This is a genomic window from Mycobacterium aquaticum (genome assembly GCF_002086485.1).
GTDB classification, from domain to species: Bacteria; Actinomycetota; Actinomycetes; order Mycobacteriales; family Mycobacteriaceae; genus Mycobacterium; species Mycobacterium aquaticum.
Genome location: NZ_MVHF01000003.1, coordinates 1 through 13,805, shown reverse-complemented (window position 1 = coordinate 13,805; position 13,805 = coordinate 1). Strand labels below are relative to the sequence as shown.

Sequence of the window (13,805 nt, the reverse complement as noted above, 5' to 3'; positions counted from 1 at the left end):
AGGTTACTGCCGCGATCCGACTGATCTCCGCTACCGTCGAGAGGGTGCGGATGCTGGCGTCCACGCGATTGGTCATCGCCCTGCTCACTGGCGTCGTGTTGGTTCTCGGCGGATGCGCCGGCGACGGTCAGCGCCGAAGCACGGCCACGCCCGCACCGTGCACCATCGCCTCCAACGGCACGCCGACACCCAAGACGCCGACCGCACCCGCACCACCGCCCGCGCCGGGCACGACCGCCAACCTGGCGACCAATCCCGAAGTGGCAACGGGCTACCGCCGTGACATGACCGCCGTCCACACCGCCACGTACGCGGTGGCCACCGCCAATCCCCTTGCCACCGAAGCCGCCTGCAAGGTGCTGCGCAACGGCGGCACCGCAGCCGACGCCCTGGTGACCGCGCAGGCCGTGCTGGGCCTCGTGGAGCCGCAGTCCTCCGGTATCGGCGGCGGCGGATTCCTGGTCTACTACGACGCCGCCTCCGGGGCGGTGCGGACGTTCGACGGCCGCGAGACCGCACCGGCCGCGGCCACCGAGAACTATCTGCGGTGGGTGTCGGACACCGACCGCGTCGAACCGCGTCCCGATGCCCGGGCCTCGGGACGCTCCATCGGTGTCCCCGGCATCGTGCGGATGCTCGACGACGTCCACCGCACTTTCGGGAAGAAGTCGTGGCGGGAGCTGTTCGATCCCGCGGTTCGACTGGCCGACGACGGCTTCGACATCAGCCCACGGATGGCCGAGGCCATCGCCGACGCCGCACCTCAACTACGCGGTGATCCGGCCGCCGCGGCATACCTGCTGCAACCCGACGGGAGCCCCAAACCGGTGGCCACCCGGCTGACCAATCCCGCGTACGCCAAGACCTTGGGCGCCATCGGGTCCGGCGGCGCCCAGGCCTTCTACACCGGCGACATCGCCAGGGCCATCGTCGCGGCGGCGACCAACACCGCCGGTGGGCGCACTCCGAGCCTGATGACCGAACAGGACCTCGCCGGCTACACCGCCAAGGAACGCCCGCCGCTGTGCACCGGGTACCGCGGCCGCGAGATCTGCGGCATGCCGCCACCGTCGTCCGGCGGTATGGCCGTGGCCGCCACGCTTGGCATCCTCGAGCACTTCGCGATGAGCGCCGACCGGCCCACCGACATCGACCTCAACGGCGGCCGCCCCACCGTGCTGGGCGTGCACCTGGTCTCCGAGGCCGAGCGCCTGGCCTACGCCGACCGTGACCGCTACGTCGCCGACACCGACTTCGTGCCCCTCCCCGGCGGAACCCCCGCCACCCTGCTGGGCAGCGCGTACCTGACCGGGCGCGCGGCGCTGATCTCCCAGCAGCACACCATGGGCACCGCTCAGCCCGGCGAGTTCGGTCCGCCTGCCACCGCGGCGCCGGCCCGCGAACACGGCACCAGTCAGGTCAGCATCATCGACAGCTATGGCAATGCCGCATCATTGACCACGACGATCGAATCGTCGTTCGGCTCGTTCCACATGGTCGACGGATTCCTGCTCAACAACCAGCTCACCGACTTCGCGGCCGACCCCGTGAGCCCCGAGGGGGTGCCGGTGGCCAACCGGGTGCAGCCGGGCAAGCGTCCGCGCAGTTCCATGGCACCGACGCTGGTGTTCGACAAGACCGGTCCCGGACGCGGGCCGCTGTACGCGGTGCTGGGGTCCCCGGGTGGCTCGGTGATCATCCAGTTCGTCGTGAAAACGATTGTCGGCATGCTGGATTGGGGCTTGGATCCGCAGCAGGCGGTGTCCATGGTCGACTTCGGTGCCGCCAACACACCGGAGACCAACGTCGGCGGCGAGCATCCTTCCGTCAATGCCTCCGGTCCACCCGGAGCTCAGGGCGATCACGATCCGCTGGTGGCCGGGCTGCGCAAGCTGGGCCATCGCGTCAACGTCGCCGATCAGTCCAGCGGGCTGTCGGCCATCATGCGCGCACAACCGGGCTGGGTGGGCGGCGCGGACCCGCGCCGCGAAGGCCTGGTGATGGGCGACGCCCGCTGAGTCGTGCATTCACCCGCGGGCGAGGTCGGTCGGAATCAGCCGGCGCTCGGACGGTACTTGTCGGTCAACGTGCGCAGCTGGTCCATCGCGTCGACGGCCCGGCCCTTGTCGATCGCCTGGATGGCCATCAGCGGGATGTATTCGTCGTCAGGCAGGTCGACCCTGGCCCATCTGGCACCGACCGGGAAGGACACCCCGACGACGTCGGGCCACGGAATCAGCTTGTAGGACACGAGATTACGCACGGCCAGACCCTGCGGACCGACCCGCAGCCGCGGCCGCGCGAACATCAACACCGCGCCGGCCAGGATGACGCCGAGCAATGCCATGGCTACCTGGTCGGCGGTCTGGAACACCACGCCGGTGGATCCCACCTTCAACAGCGCTCCGACGGTGATGTGGGCAGCCACCAGCACGAATGCCGCGGCGTACGCGAACATCGGTGTGCGATAAGGCTTTATCTCAACATCCCAGCCGGCTTCGGTCATCGGCTTGGTCATGCCAGCGCGCGCAGTTCCCGCAGCGTCAGCGCGGTGGAGAGCGCCGCGGCAGCGGCCTGCGCACCCTTGTCCTCGACCGACCCGGGCAACCCGGCCCGGTCCAGCGCCTGTTGCTCGTCGTTGGTGGTCAGCACACCGTTGGCCACCGGCGTCGACGCATCCAGCGACACCCGGGTCAATCCCTGGGTGACCGCGTCACAGACATAGTCGAAATGCGGTGTCTGACCACGGATCACCACACCCAACGCGATGACGGCGTCATGTGTGGCGGCCAATGCCTGTGCGACCACCGGGATTTCGATCGCACCCAGCACCCGCACCACGGTCGGGTCCGCGACGCCGGCCTCGGCCGCTACCTTGCGGGCGCCGTCGAGCAGCGCATCGCAGATCGTGGTGTGCCACGTGCTCGCCACGATGGCGAGCTTGACGGTCGACGCGTCGACCTTCGGCATGTCAGGAACGCCTGCGCCCCCGCTCATTTGTCGTCTCCGCCGACGCTGCTCACCGAGGCCGCATCGGATCCGGGGATGTCGCCCGAATCGTTCGCGCTCGGTGGACGGCGGTCCCCGAGCAGATATACGGCCTCGTCGTAGTCGTCCATGCTCACCGCTTCGTCGTAATCGTCGAGCCCCACCAGGTCGTGGCCCATCCGGTCGCGCTTGGTCATCAGGTACCGGATGTTCTCGGCATTGGCGCGCACCGGCAGCGGCACCCGCTCGATGATGTGCAATCCGTAGCCGTCCAGCCCGACGCGCTTGGCCGGGTTGTTGGTCAGCAGCCGCATCGACCGGATGCCGAGATCCACCAGGATCTGCGCGCCGATGCCGTAGTCCCGTGCGTCGGCGGGCAGGCCGAGTTTCAGGTTGGCATCGACGGTGTCCTCACCGGCGTCCTGCAGCTGATAGGCCTGCAGCTTGTGCATCAGACCGATGCCACGGCCCTCGTGGCCGCGCATGTAGAGCACCACGCCCCGGCCTTCGCGGGCCACCATCGCCATGGCGGCGTCCAGCTGCGGACCGCAGTCGCATCGCCGCGAGCCGAATACGTCGCCGGTCAGGCATTCCGAGTGCACCCGCACAAGCACGTCGTCGCCGTCACTGTGCGGCCCGGCGATCTCGCCGCGAACCAGCGCGACGTGCTCGACGTCGTCGTAGATGCTCTTGTAGCCGACCGCACGGAACACGCCGTGCCGGGTCGGGATCCGGGCCTCGGCAATGCGTTCAACGTGCTTCTCGTGCTTGCGACGCCACTCGATGAGGTCCGCGATGGAGATCAGCGCCAGATCGTGCTCGTCGGCGAACACCCGCAGCTCATCGGTGCGGGCCATGTCGCCCTCGTCCTTCTGGCTGACGATCTCGCAGATCGCGCCTGCGGGCTGCAGCCCGGCGAGCCGCGCCAGGTCGACGGCGGCCTCGGTGTGCCCCGGACGGCGCAGCACGCCACCGTCCTTGGCCCGCAACGGCACTACGTGGCCGGGCTTGGCGAAGTCTTCGGCGACGGCCGCGGGATCAGCCAACGCCCGCATGGTGGTGGCTCGGTCCGACGCTGAAATACCGGTTCCCACACCCTTTTTCGCGTCAACGGTGACGGTGTAGGCGGTGCCGTGCTTGTCCTGGTTGACGGCGTACATCGGCAGCAGGCCGAGCCGGTCGCACACCTCGCCGTCGAGCGGCACACACAGGTACCCCGAGGTGTAGCGCACCATGAACGCCACCAGCTCCGGGGTGGCCTTCTCGGCGGCGAAGATCAGATCGCCCTCGTTCTCCCGATCCTCGTCGTCGATCACCACCACGGCCTTGCCCGCAGCGATATCGGCAATCGCCCTCTCGACGGAGTCGAGCCTGGTCATCTTCGCCACCTTGCCTGTTCCAGTGCCGGCTCCGGCAGGGAACCCGTCGTCGCCTGTTCCGGCACGGAACCCATCGTCATCGTGTCCAGTATGAACCACCGGAACCCACCGGTTATTGCCAGCTCTTACTGACCGGCGCCGCTCATCAGCCGCTCGACATATTTGGCGATGATGTCGACCTCGAGGTTCACCCGGGTGCCGACCGCGGCCGTACCGAGCGTGGTGAGCTCGCGCGTGGTCGGGATCAACGACACCTCGAACCACTCGTCGCCCACCGCGGACACTGTGAGCGAAATCCCGTCGACGGTGATGGAGCCCTTCTCGACCACATACCGCGACAGCTCACGCGGCAGCGCGATCCGCACCACTTCCCAGTGTTCGGAGGGGGTGCGGGAGACCACCTCACCGGTGCCGTCGACGTGGCCCTGCACGATGTGGCCGCCGAGCCGGCTGTTGACGGCCGCGGCGCGCTCCAGGTTCACCTGGCTGCCCACCCCGACACCCCCGAGGCTGGACCGGTTGAGGGTCTCGCCCATGACATCGGCGGTGAAGGCACCGTCGGGCAATACGTCCACGACGGTCAGACACACGCCGTTCACCGCGATCGAATCGCCGTGGCCCGCGTCAGCAGTGACGACAGGCCCGCGGATGGTCAATCGCGCGGCATCGGTCAGCTCCTGCTTGTCGACCAATACGCCCAGCTCTTCAACGATTCCGGTGAACACGGCCCCCAGCGTATTGGAGCCTGCCCGCGGTCGGAGAAAGCAGCCCGTCACCACGAGCCTCTACGATGCAGTCATGCAGACGCGCCCACGCTTCGCTGTCCAATCCTTGCTCGCAATCCTGTTCGCCGCGGTCGCATTGATCGCCGGGTGTTCTGACAAATCCGCCGACAAGTCCAACGAGCCGTTGCCGGACGGGGCCACCCTGATTCAGGAGTCCACCGCGACGACGAAGAGCCAGCAGAGCGTTCACCTGCAGCTGACCACGCAGGGCACCGTCAGCGGGCTGCCGATCCAGAAGCTCGACGGTGACCTCACCAATTCCCCGGCGGTGGCCGCCCAGGGCACGGCCGACGTCACCGTCGCCGGTCAGAAGATCAGCGACGCCAAGTTCGCGGTCGTGGACAACGACCTGTGGGCGGCACTGACCCCCGGTGACCCGCTGTCGAACTGGGGCCCCGCGGCCAACATCTACGACATCGCGGCCATCCTCAGCCCCGACAAGGGCCTGGCCAACATCCTGGCCAACTTCACCGATCCCAAGGCCGAGGGCCGCGAGACCATCGGCGGCGTCGACACCGTCCGCGTCACCGGTCAGGTCTCGGCCGACGCGGTCAACGCGATCGCCCCGTCGATCAAGGCCACCGCGCCCGTCCCGGCAGTGGCGTGGATCAAGTCCGACGGCGACCACGCGCTCATGCAGGCCAAGCTGACCCCCAGCGAGGGCAACAGCGTCACGATGACGTTGTCCGACTGGGGCAAGCAGGTCACCGTCGCCAAGCCTGCGGGCTGATGCCGATGCCCCGGACATCGAGCCGCGGAATCGCGATCAGCGCGGGCAGCCTCGCGGTGCTGCTCGGCGCCCTCGACACCTATGTCGTGATCACGATCATCGTCGACATCATGAAAGACGTCGGGATCGCGGTCAATCAGATCCAGCGGGTCACCCCGATCATCACGGGCTACCTGCTGGGCTACATCGCCGCGATGCCGTTGCTGGGCCGCGCGTCGGACCGGTTCGGCCGCAAGATGCTGATCCAGGTGGGCCTGGCCGGTTTTGCCGTCGGTTCGATCGTGACCGCGCTGTCCACCGACGTGACCGTGCTGGTCATCGGCCGGCTCATCCAGGGCTCGGCCAGTGGCGCCCTGCTTCCCGTGACCCTGGCGTTGGCGGCTGACCTGTGGTCCGCGCGTAACCGCGCGGGTGTGCTCGGCGGCGTGGGTGCGGCACAGGAGTTGGGCGCCGTCCTTGGCCCGATGTACGGCATCGCGCTGGTGTGGCTGTTCCACCACTGGCAGGCGGTCTTCTGGGTCAACGTGCCGTTGGCCGTCATCGCGATGGTGATGATCCACTTCAGCCTGCCACCGAAGGACAAGGATCAACCGCCCGAGAAGGTCGACGTCGTGGGCGGCGTGCTGCTCGCGATCGCGCTCGGGCTCACTGTGGTGGGGCTCTACAACCCGCAACCCGACGGCAAGCATGTGCTGCCGTCGTGGGGTATCCCGGTGCTCATCGCCGCTGCCGTGGCGACCGTCGCGTTCTTCGCGTGGGAGAAGGTGGCCCGGACGCGGCTCATCGACCCCGCAGGCGTCCACTTCCGGCCGTTCCTGGCAGCCCTGGCCGCGTCCCTGTGCGCAGGCGCTGCGCTGATGGTGACCCTGGTCAACGTCGAACTGTTCGGGCAGGGCGTGCTGGGCCAGGACCAGAACCACTCGGCGTTCCTGCTGCTGAGGTTCCTGATCGCACTGCCCATCGGCGCGCTCATCGGCGGCTGGCTGGCCACCAAGCTCGGCGACCGGCTCATGGTGTTCGCGGGCCTGCTCATCGCGGCGGGCGGTTTCGTCCTGGTCTCGCACTGGTCGGTCAACGTCCTGGCCGACCGGCACAACCTGGGCCTGTTCACGCTTCCCGTGCTCGACACCGACCTGGCGATCGTGGGCCTCGGCCTGGGCGTCGTGATCGGACCGCTGACGTCGTCGGCGCTGCGGGCCGTGCCCTCGGCCGAGCACGGCATCGCATCGGCGGCAGTGGTGGTATCGCGCATGATCGGCATGCTGATCGGCATCGCGGCGCTGGGAGCCTGGGGCTTCTACCGGTTCAATCAGCACCTGGCGACGCTCGCCGCGGCGCACACCAACGCCAACATGTCGCTGGTCGAGCGCCTGACCGCACAGGCGGCCCGGTATCGCGAGGCGTACGTGATGATGTACGGCGACATCTTCCTCAGCGCGGCAATCGTGTGCGTCATCGGTGCGCTGGTCGGTCTGCTCATCGCCGGGCGCCATGAGCACGCCGAGGAACTCCCGGTCGGGGGATCCGAGGACGCCGACGATGCCGCGACCGAGCTGATCAGCGCACCGGCTCCGGTGAGCAACGGGTCGGCCGATCACCCGGGCCGACACCGCAGTCAGTAGCTCAGCAACGCTCGATGCCGGGCCGGATGCGCGGTGGTTCATGACGAACCGGCGCGCGCCGGGCCGGGAGTACACCACGTAGCTGGGCACATACCAGGGCCTTGACGGTTCGCGGGGCGATTCGCGGATTCAACGGGGACGTACTGAGCCAGTCCTGCAGAGCGGTCACGCTCGTGTTCCTTTGCTCAAGTTCACCGGGCGCACGTTCGTCGGCGAAAGCGCTTTGGTACGAGTGTACCGAGATACCCCGACTAGCGGCCGTCCCCGAACGGCCCCGCAACCGGTGAAATCGGCCCCTGGCCACGGCGCCGCTCGGTAATCTCCAGCCATGACCGAGGCGTCGACATGCTGATGGCGGCGCTGCGTGACCTGCAGTGGCGACGCCGACGCTTCGCCATCGCGGTCGTCGGCACCGGGCTGGTTTTCGCCATGACCCTGGTCCTTACCGGCCTGGCCAATGGCTTCCGCGTCGAGGCCCAACGCACAGTCGACGCGCTGGGCCTGGACGCGTTCATGATCAAGGCGGGCGCGGCAGGCCCGTTTCTGGGCTCGGCGCCCATCCCGATGACCGAAGTCCAACGGGCCCAACGCCTTCCGGGCGTCACGGCCGCGGTGCCGTTGGTGTACGGCAGCTCGACGATCCCCGACGGCTCTTCGCCACGCAACGTGAACGTGTTCGGCGTGCCGGAGCACGGCCCGGGCACCCCCACGGTGGTCAGCGGCCGCTCCCCCGCGGCACCCGATGAGGTCGCCGCCTCGACGACCATGGGGCGTGATGTCGGAGCCGACGTCGACATCGGCGCCCGGCGGCTACACATCGTGGGCCTCGTCGACGATTCCACCGCCCTGGCCGGCCAGGCCAACGTCTACCTCACCGTCACCGGCGCGCAGCAGCTGCTGTTCTCCGGACAACCGTTGATCTCGTCGATCGGCTTGAGCGGCAAGCCCACCGCCGCGCTCGACGGCTACCGGGTGGTCGACCGCGGCGGCGCGGTGGACGACATGGTACGTCCGTTGCGGGGCGCCAACCAGGCGATGACCCTGATGGCGGGACTGTTGTGGGCGGTCGCCGCGATGATCGTCGGCTCGGTGGTCTACCTGTCCGCACTCGAACGCACCCGGGATTTCGCGGTCTTCAAGGCGGTCGGCGTGGCCACCCGGTCCATCCTGGCCGGCCTCGCGATGCAAGCCGTTCTGGTCGCGGTGCTGGCGGCCCTGCTCGGCAGTGCCCTGTCGATCGTGCTGGGCCCGCTGTTCCCGATGCGCTGCGACGTCCCGACGGTGGCGTTCACCGCGCTGCCGGTGATCGCCGTGGTGATCGGCCTGCTGGCCAGCATCGCCGGGCTGCGCCGTGCCGTCGGGGTCGACCCCGCACTCGCGTTCGGAGGGCCCTGACCGTGTCCGATCTGCGCATCAAGGATCTCGTTGTCGAATACTCCAGCGGCGACTACGCCGTGCGGCCCATCGACGGCCTTGACCTCGAGGTCGAGGCCGGGTCGTTGGCAATCCTGTTGGGCCCCAGCGGATGTGGCAAGACGACGCTGCTGTCGTGCCTCGGCGGCATCCTCAAACCGGCGGCCGGGCGCATCGAATTCGGCGATATCGATGTGACGGCGCTGGCCAGCCGGGAACTCTCGGCCTATCGACGCGACACCGTCGGCATCGTCTTCCAGGCGTTCAACCTCGTGCCCAGCCTGACCGCGCTGGAGAACGTGATGGTGCCCATGCATGCGGCCGGGATGTTCCGGCAGGACGCCCGCCGGCGCGCCGAAGAACTGCTCACCCGCGTCGGCCTCGAACACCGGATGCGCCATCGCCCAGGCGATTTGAGCGGCGGGCAGCAGCAGCGCGTCGCGGTGGCACGGGCCATCGCACTCGACCCGCCGCTCATCCTGGCCGACGAGCCCACCGCCCACCTCGACTTCATCCAGGTCGAGGAGGTGCTGCGGCTGATCCGTGAGCTCGCCGCAGACGAGCGCGTCGTGGTCGTCGCCACGCACGACACCCGCATCCTGCCGCTGGCCGACCAGGTGGTCGAATTGGTGCCGCACATGACCGAGGCCCACGAAGGTCCCGAGACGGTGCGGTTGCGGGCCGGCGAGGTGTTGTTCGCCCAGGGCACGATGGGTGACCTGATCTACGTGGTGACCGCGGGCGAGATTTCCATCACACGCGAATTGGCAACCGGCGGAGAGGAAATGGTCAGGATCTCCACGCCCGGCGACTATTTCGGCGAGATGGGCCCGCTGTTCGGGCTGCCCCGGTCGGCCACCGCGCGGGCCCGCACCGACGCCACCGTCGTGGGCTACACCGTGCAGGCATTCCGGGAACGGCTCGGCCCCACCGGTGTGCGCAACCTCATCGAACACCGCTCGCTGGACGACGAATAGCCCGACGCTCAGCCGGGCACGAGACTGAGCAGCACGTCCGGACCGATCGGCTCGACCCCGTCGAAGCGCCAGCGCTGGGCATGGGCGATGCTGAGCACACCGACATCGTCGACCGCAGTGATCGGGCCGCCCAACAAGATCGGTGCCACGTAGGCGATGATGCGATCGACCGCACCGGCCCGCAGGAACGCGCCCGCCAGAGTCGGCCCACCCTCCAGCAGCACATCGGTGCGGTCGGCGAGGAACTTGATCACCTCGTGCGGATCATGGGTACGAATCACCATCGTGCGCGAATCATCGTTGAGCACTTTGGCTTCCGACGACACCTCGCGATACCCGACCACGACGCGCAGGGGCTGGTGCTCGGCGAGGCTGCCGTCGGCCAGGCGCGCCGTGAGCGCCGGATCGTCGGCGAACACCGTGCCGGTGCCGACCACGATGGCATCGATCACCGCACGCCTGCGGTGCACGTCCGCGCGCGCCGCCGGGCTGGTGATCCACTGGCTCGACCCGTCGGCTGCGGCGCTGCGACCGTCGACGCTGGTGGCGAACTTCCAGGTGACGTGCGGCAGGCCGGTGCGCTGCTTGTGCAGCCATTCGCGCAGCGGACCACGCGAGACCTCGTCGGCCAGCACATCGGGCACCACTTCGATACCCGCATCGGCGAGTCGTGCGGCACCGCCGGCGGCCACCTCGTTGGGATCGGAAACCGCGTACACCACCGTCGAAACACCGGCTGCCACAAGGGCATCCACGCACGGCGGGGTGCGGCCGTGGTGGTTGCACGGCTCCAGGGTGACCACCGCGGTGCCGCCGAGTGCCCGCTGCCCGGCCCGGCGCAGCGCCATCACCTCGGCGTGCGGCCCGCCGGGCGGCTGGGTGGCACCCACCCCGGCGACCTGTCCGTTGCGGTCGACGATGACCGCGCCGACGGGCGGGTTGGGATAGGTGGTGCCCTTGACCCCGTTCGCCTGCTCGATCGCCAGGCGCATCATGGCGTCGGTCGCCGGTGTGGTCATCGCACCCTCAGGGCCGCGGCGAACATCGCGTCGGTGCCGTGCCGGTGTGGCCACAGCTGCACGTACGGCCCTGCGCCGAGGTCGTCGGCCGGGGCGAACAGCTCGCGGGTGTCCAGCGCGGTCACGGGCTGCCTGCGCAACGCGTCGGCCACCACCCCGACCGTCTCGGCCAGGTGCGGCGAACAGGTCGCGTAGAGCACCACCCCGCCGGGGCGGGTCAGCTTGATGGCCGCGGCCAGCAGTTCCTTCTGCAGTTTCGCCAGGCCGGGTACGTCGCCCGGGACGCGACGCCAGCGCGCCTCCGGGCGGCGCCGCAGCGCACCGAGGCCGGTGCAGGGCGCATCGACCAGCACCCGGTCGAAGCCGGGGGTCAGACCCGAATCGCGACCGTCGACCCGGTGCACGTCGACGCCGAGCCCGCGGGTGTTCTCCTCGACCAGGTCAGCGCGCCGCTCGCCGGGCTCGACGGCGGTGACGGCGGCGCCCGTGGCCGCCCCCAGCGCGGCCAGTAACGCGGTCTTGCCGCCCGGCCCGGCACACAGATCCAGCCACCTACCTTTGTCCGGGCCGTCGAGTTCTGCCAGCGTCAGGGCCCGGGCCACCAGCTGGCTGCCCTCGTCTTGAACCTGTGCGGCGCCGTCGCGCACGGCGGCAAGCCGTCCCGGATCGCCGCCGGGCAGATACACCGCGTACGGCGAGTACTTGCCGACGATGCCACCGGCCTGCTGGGCGAGTTCCTCGGCCGTCAACACGCCGGGCCGGGCCGCCAGATGCACCAATGGGCGCTCGTCGTCGCTGGTCAGCAGGGCGTCGAGTTCACTGGCCCGTGCACCGAGCGCGTCGGTGAACGCCTGGGCGATCCAGCGCGGATGGGCATGGACGAACGCCGAGTGCCCAACCGGATCGCTGTCCGCCGCCGGGGCCAGCTCGTCGGTCCAGGACTGCTCGTCGCGCGAGGCGATGGTGCGCATCACCCCGTTGACGAAACCTGCTCTGGCCGTGTCGAATTCGATGCCGGCCTGGTCGACGGTGGTGGACACCGCGGCGTGCGGCTCGACCCGGGTGCGCAGTAGCTGGTAGGCGCCCAGCCGCAGCAGATCGAGCAACACCGGATCGATGTTCTCGGTGGGCCGCCCGGCTGCCTTTTCGATCACCGCGTCGAGCAGTCCGCGGGCGCGGCAGGCACCGTAGGTCAGTTCGGTGGCGAAAGCGGCGTCCCGGCCTTCGATCTTGCGTTCGGTCAGCAATGCGGGCAGCGCCAGGTTGGCGTAGGCATCGCGTTCCGACACCGCGCGCAGCACGTCGAACGCCGCGCGCCGCGCCGGGTCCAGCGGGGTGCGTCGCGGCTGACGCTTGCGTTGCGGTGGCCGCCTGTCGGGCCGGGTCATGAGGCCCGCACCGCTGCGTCGAGCCGGGCACCTCGCGCCCAGTCGGCGGCGTTCATGAGTTTCTTGCCCGGCGGCTGGATCTGGCCCAACCGCACAGGCTGAGAACCCGTGCCCACCACCACATCATTGCGGTGCACCTCGATCACGCCCGGAGCCAACGGATCTGCATCCTCGACCGCTGTCACCGGACCGACCTTGACCCGCTGATCACCGATCATCGTCCAGGCACCCGGGTTGGGGGTGACCGCGCGGATATGGCGGTCCACGACATGGGCAGGTAGATCCCAGCGCACCTTGGCCGACTCCACGGTGATCTTCGGCGCGACGGTGACGCCCTCGGCCGGTTGCGGCACCGCGGTCAGCGAGCCGTCGGCGATCCCGTCGATCGTGGCCTCCAGCAGTGCTGCACCCGAAACAGCAAGGCGGCCAAGAAGATCGCCCGCGGTATCGGATGCGCCGACAGCTTCGGTGACCACGCCGTAGACGGGGCCGGAATCCAATGCGGGTTCGATGAGGAACGTGGTCGCACCGGTGACGGTGTCCCCGGCTGCGATCGCAGCCTGCACCGGCGCCGCACCACGCCACGCCGGAAGCAGCGAGAAGTGCAGATTGACCCAGCCTCGCGCCGGGACCGCCAGCAGCCGCCGGCTCAGCAGCGCGCCATAGGCCACCACGGCGCAGCAGTCCGGGGCCAGTTCGGTCAGCTCGGCGACGAATTCGTCATCGTTGGGCCGCGCCGGCCGCAGCAGCGGGATGTCGTGCTCCAGGGCCAGCTTCGCCACCGGCGACGGCGCGGGCTTGCCCCGGCGGCCCGCGGCGGCATCCGGGCGGGTGAGCACGGCGACGACCTCATGGCGCGGGGAGTCGATGAATCGGCGAAGCGACGGCAACGCGGGTTCGGGGGTTCCGGCAAAGACGAGTCGCACTGCGCCAGTGTAGTGGCGGGCCGAAGGCTACTTCGGTGTCCGGTAGTACTCGCGTTCGGAAACCCCGGCGATCGGCGCCACGTAAATCCCGGGGATGGTGCCGACCAAGCGGTTCAGGGTGGCCACCGCGTCGTTGTAGTACTGGCGGGCAAAGGCCAGCTTGTTCTCGGTGTCGGCCAGGTTCTTCTGCAGGTCCAGGAAGTTGTTCGATGAGTTGAGTTGCGGGTAGGACGAGCCCAGCGCCAGCACGCCCGCCAGGGCGTTGTCCAGATTCTGCTCGGCGGCGCTGCGCTGGGCGACCGACGTGCCGCCGGTGGCCGACGCCAGGGCGGCCCGTGCAGAGCTCACCCGGTCCAGGATCGCCTGTTCATGAGCGGCGAAGTTCTGCACGGTGTGCACCAATGCCGGGATGAGCGCCGCGCGTCGAGTCAGTTCCACGTCGATGCCGCTGAGCGCTTCGGACACGGTGATGTCCGCTGCGCGAATCCTGTTGTAGCCGGCCACAAAGCCGAACAGCACGAGCACGGCGAGCACCAGCACCACGACCAGCAGCACCGTCACCATGACCCACCTCCTCC

General features: G+C 69.2%; 13 protein-coding genes. 5 read left to right on the top strand and 8 right to left on the bottom strand.

Annotation, left to right across the window (positions count from 1 at the left end; genetic code table 11):
- Window positions 1–50 precede the first annotated feature (50 nt).
- A complete protein-coding gene (locus BST13_RS03805; RefSeq protein WP_083160818.1) occupies window positions 51–2,018 on the top strand; it encodes a gamma-glutamyltransferase family protein in 1,968 nt (655 codons plus the stop codon).
- Window positions 2,019–2,053: 35 nt separating this feature from the next.
- Here BST13_RS03805 and BST13_RS03800 read toward each other — a convergent pair whose 3' ends face one another.
- The 4 genes from BST13_RS03800 to BST13_RS03785 all read right to left on the bottom strand — a co-directional run bounded on the left by BST13_RS03800 (window position 2,054) and on the right by BST13_RS03785 (window position 5,092).
- Window positions 2,054–2,518 carry a PH domain-containing protein gene (locus BST13_RS03800; RefSeq protein WP_083160816.1) on the bottom strand — a complete coding sequence of 155 codons (465 nt, stop codon included), beginning with the start codon at window positions 2,516–2,518 and terminating at the stop codon, window positions 2,054–2,056.
- Complete coding sequence (ribH, locus tag BST13_RS03795; RefSeq protein WP_064944176.1) at window positions 2,515–2,997, bottom strand: 6,7-dimethyl-8-ribityllumazine synthase; 483 nt, start codon at window positions 2,995–2,997, stop codon at window positions 2,515–2,517. Before ribH ends, BST13_RS03800 begins: the two co-directional genes overlap by 4 nt.
- Window positions 2,994–4,367, bottom strand: coding sequence for a bifunctional 3,4-dihydroxy-2-butanone-4-phosphate synthase/GTP cyclohydrolase II (locus BST13_RS03790; protein WP_083161347.1), 1,374 nt, complete (start codon window positions 4,365–4,367; stop codon window positions 2,994–2,996). Before BST13_RS03790 ends, ribH begins: the two co-directional genes overlap by 4 nt.
- A gap of 125 nt (window positions 4,368–4,492) precedes the next feature.
- Complete coding sequence (locus BST13_RS03785) at window positions 4,493–5,092, bottom strand: riboflavin synthase (RefSeq protein ID WP_083160814.1); 600 nt, start codon at window positions 5,090–5,092, stop codon at window positions 4,493–4,495.
- 73 nt (window positions 5,093–5,165) lie between these two features.
- Here BST13_RS03785 and BST13_RS03780 point away from each other — a divergent pair, with 73 nt between their 5' ends.
- The 4 genes from BST13_RS03780 (at window position 5,166) to BST13_RS03765 (ending at window position 9,894) form a co-directional block, all read left to right on the top strand.
- Window positions 5,166–5,882 (top strand): LppX_LprAFG lipoprotein, encoded by a 717-nt coding sequence (locus BST13_RS03780; RefSeq protein WP_083160812.1) that lies wholly within the window; start codon window positions 5,166–5,168, stop codon window positions 5,880–5,882.
- Complete coding sequence (locus BST13_RS03775) at window positions 5,882–7,504, top strand: MFS transporter (protein ID WP_170064255.1); 1,623 nt, start codon at window positions 5,882–5,884, stop codon at window positions 7,502–7,504. Before BST13_RS03780 ends, BST13_RS03775 begins: the two co-directional genes overlap by 1 nt.
- Before the next feature lie 345 nt (window positions 7,505–7,849).
- Window positions 7,850–8,899 (top strand): ABC transporter permease, encoded by a 1,050-nt coding sequence (locus BST13_RS03770; protein WP_083160810.1) that lies wholly within the window; start codon window positions 7,850–7,852, stop codon window positions 8,897–8,899.
- Window positions 8,900–8,901: 2 nt separating this feature from the next.
- Complete coding sequence (locus BST13_RS03765; protein WP_083160808.1) at window positions 8,902–9,894, top strand: ABC transporter ATP-binding protein; 993 nt, start codon at window positions 8,902–8,904, stop codon at window positions 9,892–9,894.
- 8 nt (window positions 9,895–9,902) lie between these two features.
- Here the strand turns inward: BST13_RS03765 and ribD are convergent, their stop codons facing one another.
- From ribD to BST13_RS03745, 4 genes are read right to left on the bottom strand one after another with little or no spacing between them, the layout of a single operon-like run.
- Window positions 9,903–10,913, bottom strand: a complete 1,011-nt coding sequence (ribD, locus tag BST13_RS03760) for a bifunctional diaminohydroxyphosphoribosylaminopyrimidine deaminase/5-amino-6-(5-phosphoribosylamino)uracil reductase RibD (protein WP_083160806.1) — start codon at window positions 10,911–10,913, stop codon at window positions 9,903–9,905.
- On the bottom strand, window positions 10,910–12,301 hold the full coding sequence (locus BST13_RS03755) for an RsmB/NOP family class I SAM-dependent RNA methyltransferase (RefSeq protein ID WP_083160804.1): 1,392 nt from the start codon (window positions 12,299–12,301) through the stop codon (window positions 10,910–10,912). Before BST13_RS03755 ends, ribD begins: the two co-directional genes overlap by 4 nt.
- Entirely contained in the window at window positions 12,298–13,227 is a 930-nt protein-coding gene (gene fmt / locus BST13_RS03750; RefSeq protein WP_083160802.1) for a methionyl-tRNA formyltransferase, read from the bottom strand. Before fmt ends, BST13_RS03755 begins: the two co-directional genes overlap by 4 nt.
- Window positions 13,228–13,254: 27 nt before the next feature.
- Window positions 13,255–13,791, bottom strand: a complete 537-nt coding sequence (locus BST13_RS03745) for a LemA family protein (RefSeq protein ID WP_095533392.1) — start codon at window positions 13,789–13,791, stop codon at window positions 13,255–13,257.
- Window positions 13,792–13,805: the final 14 nt, after the last annotated feature.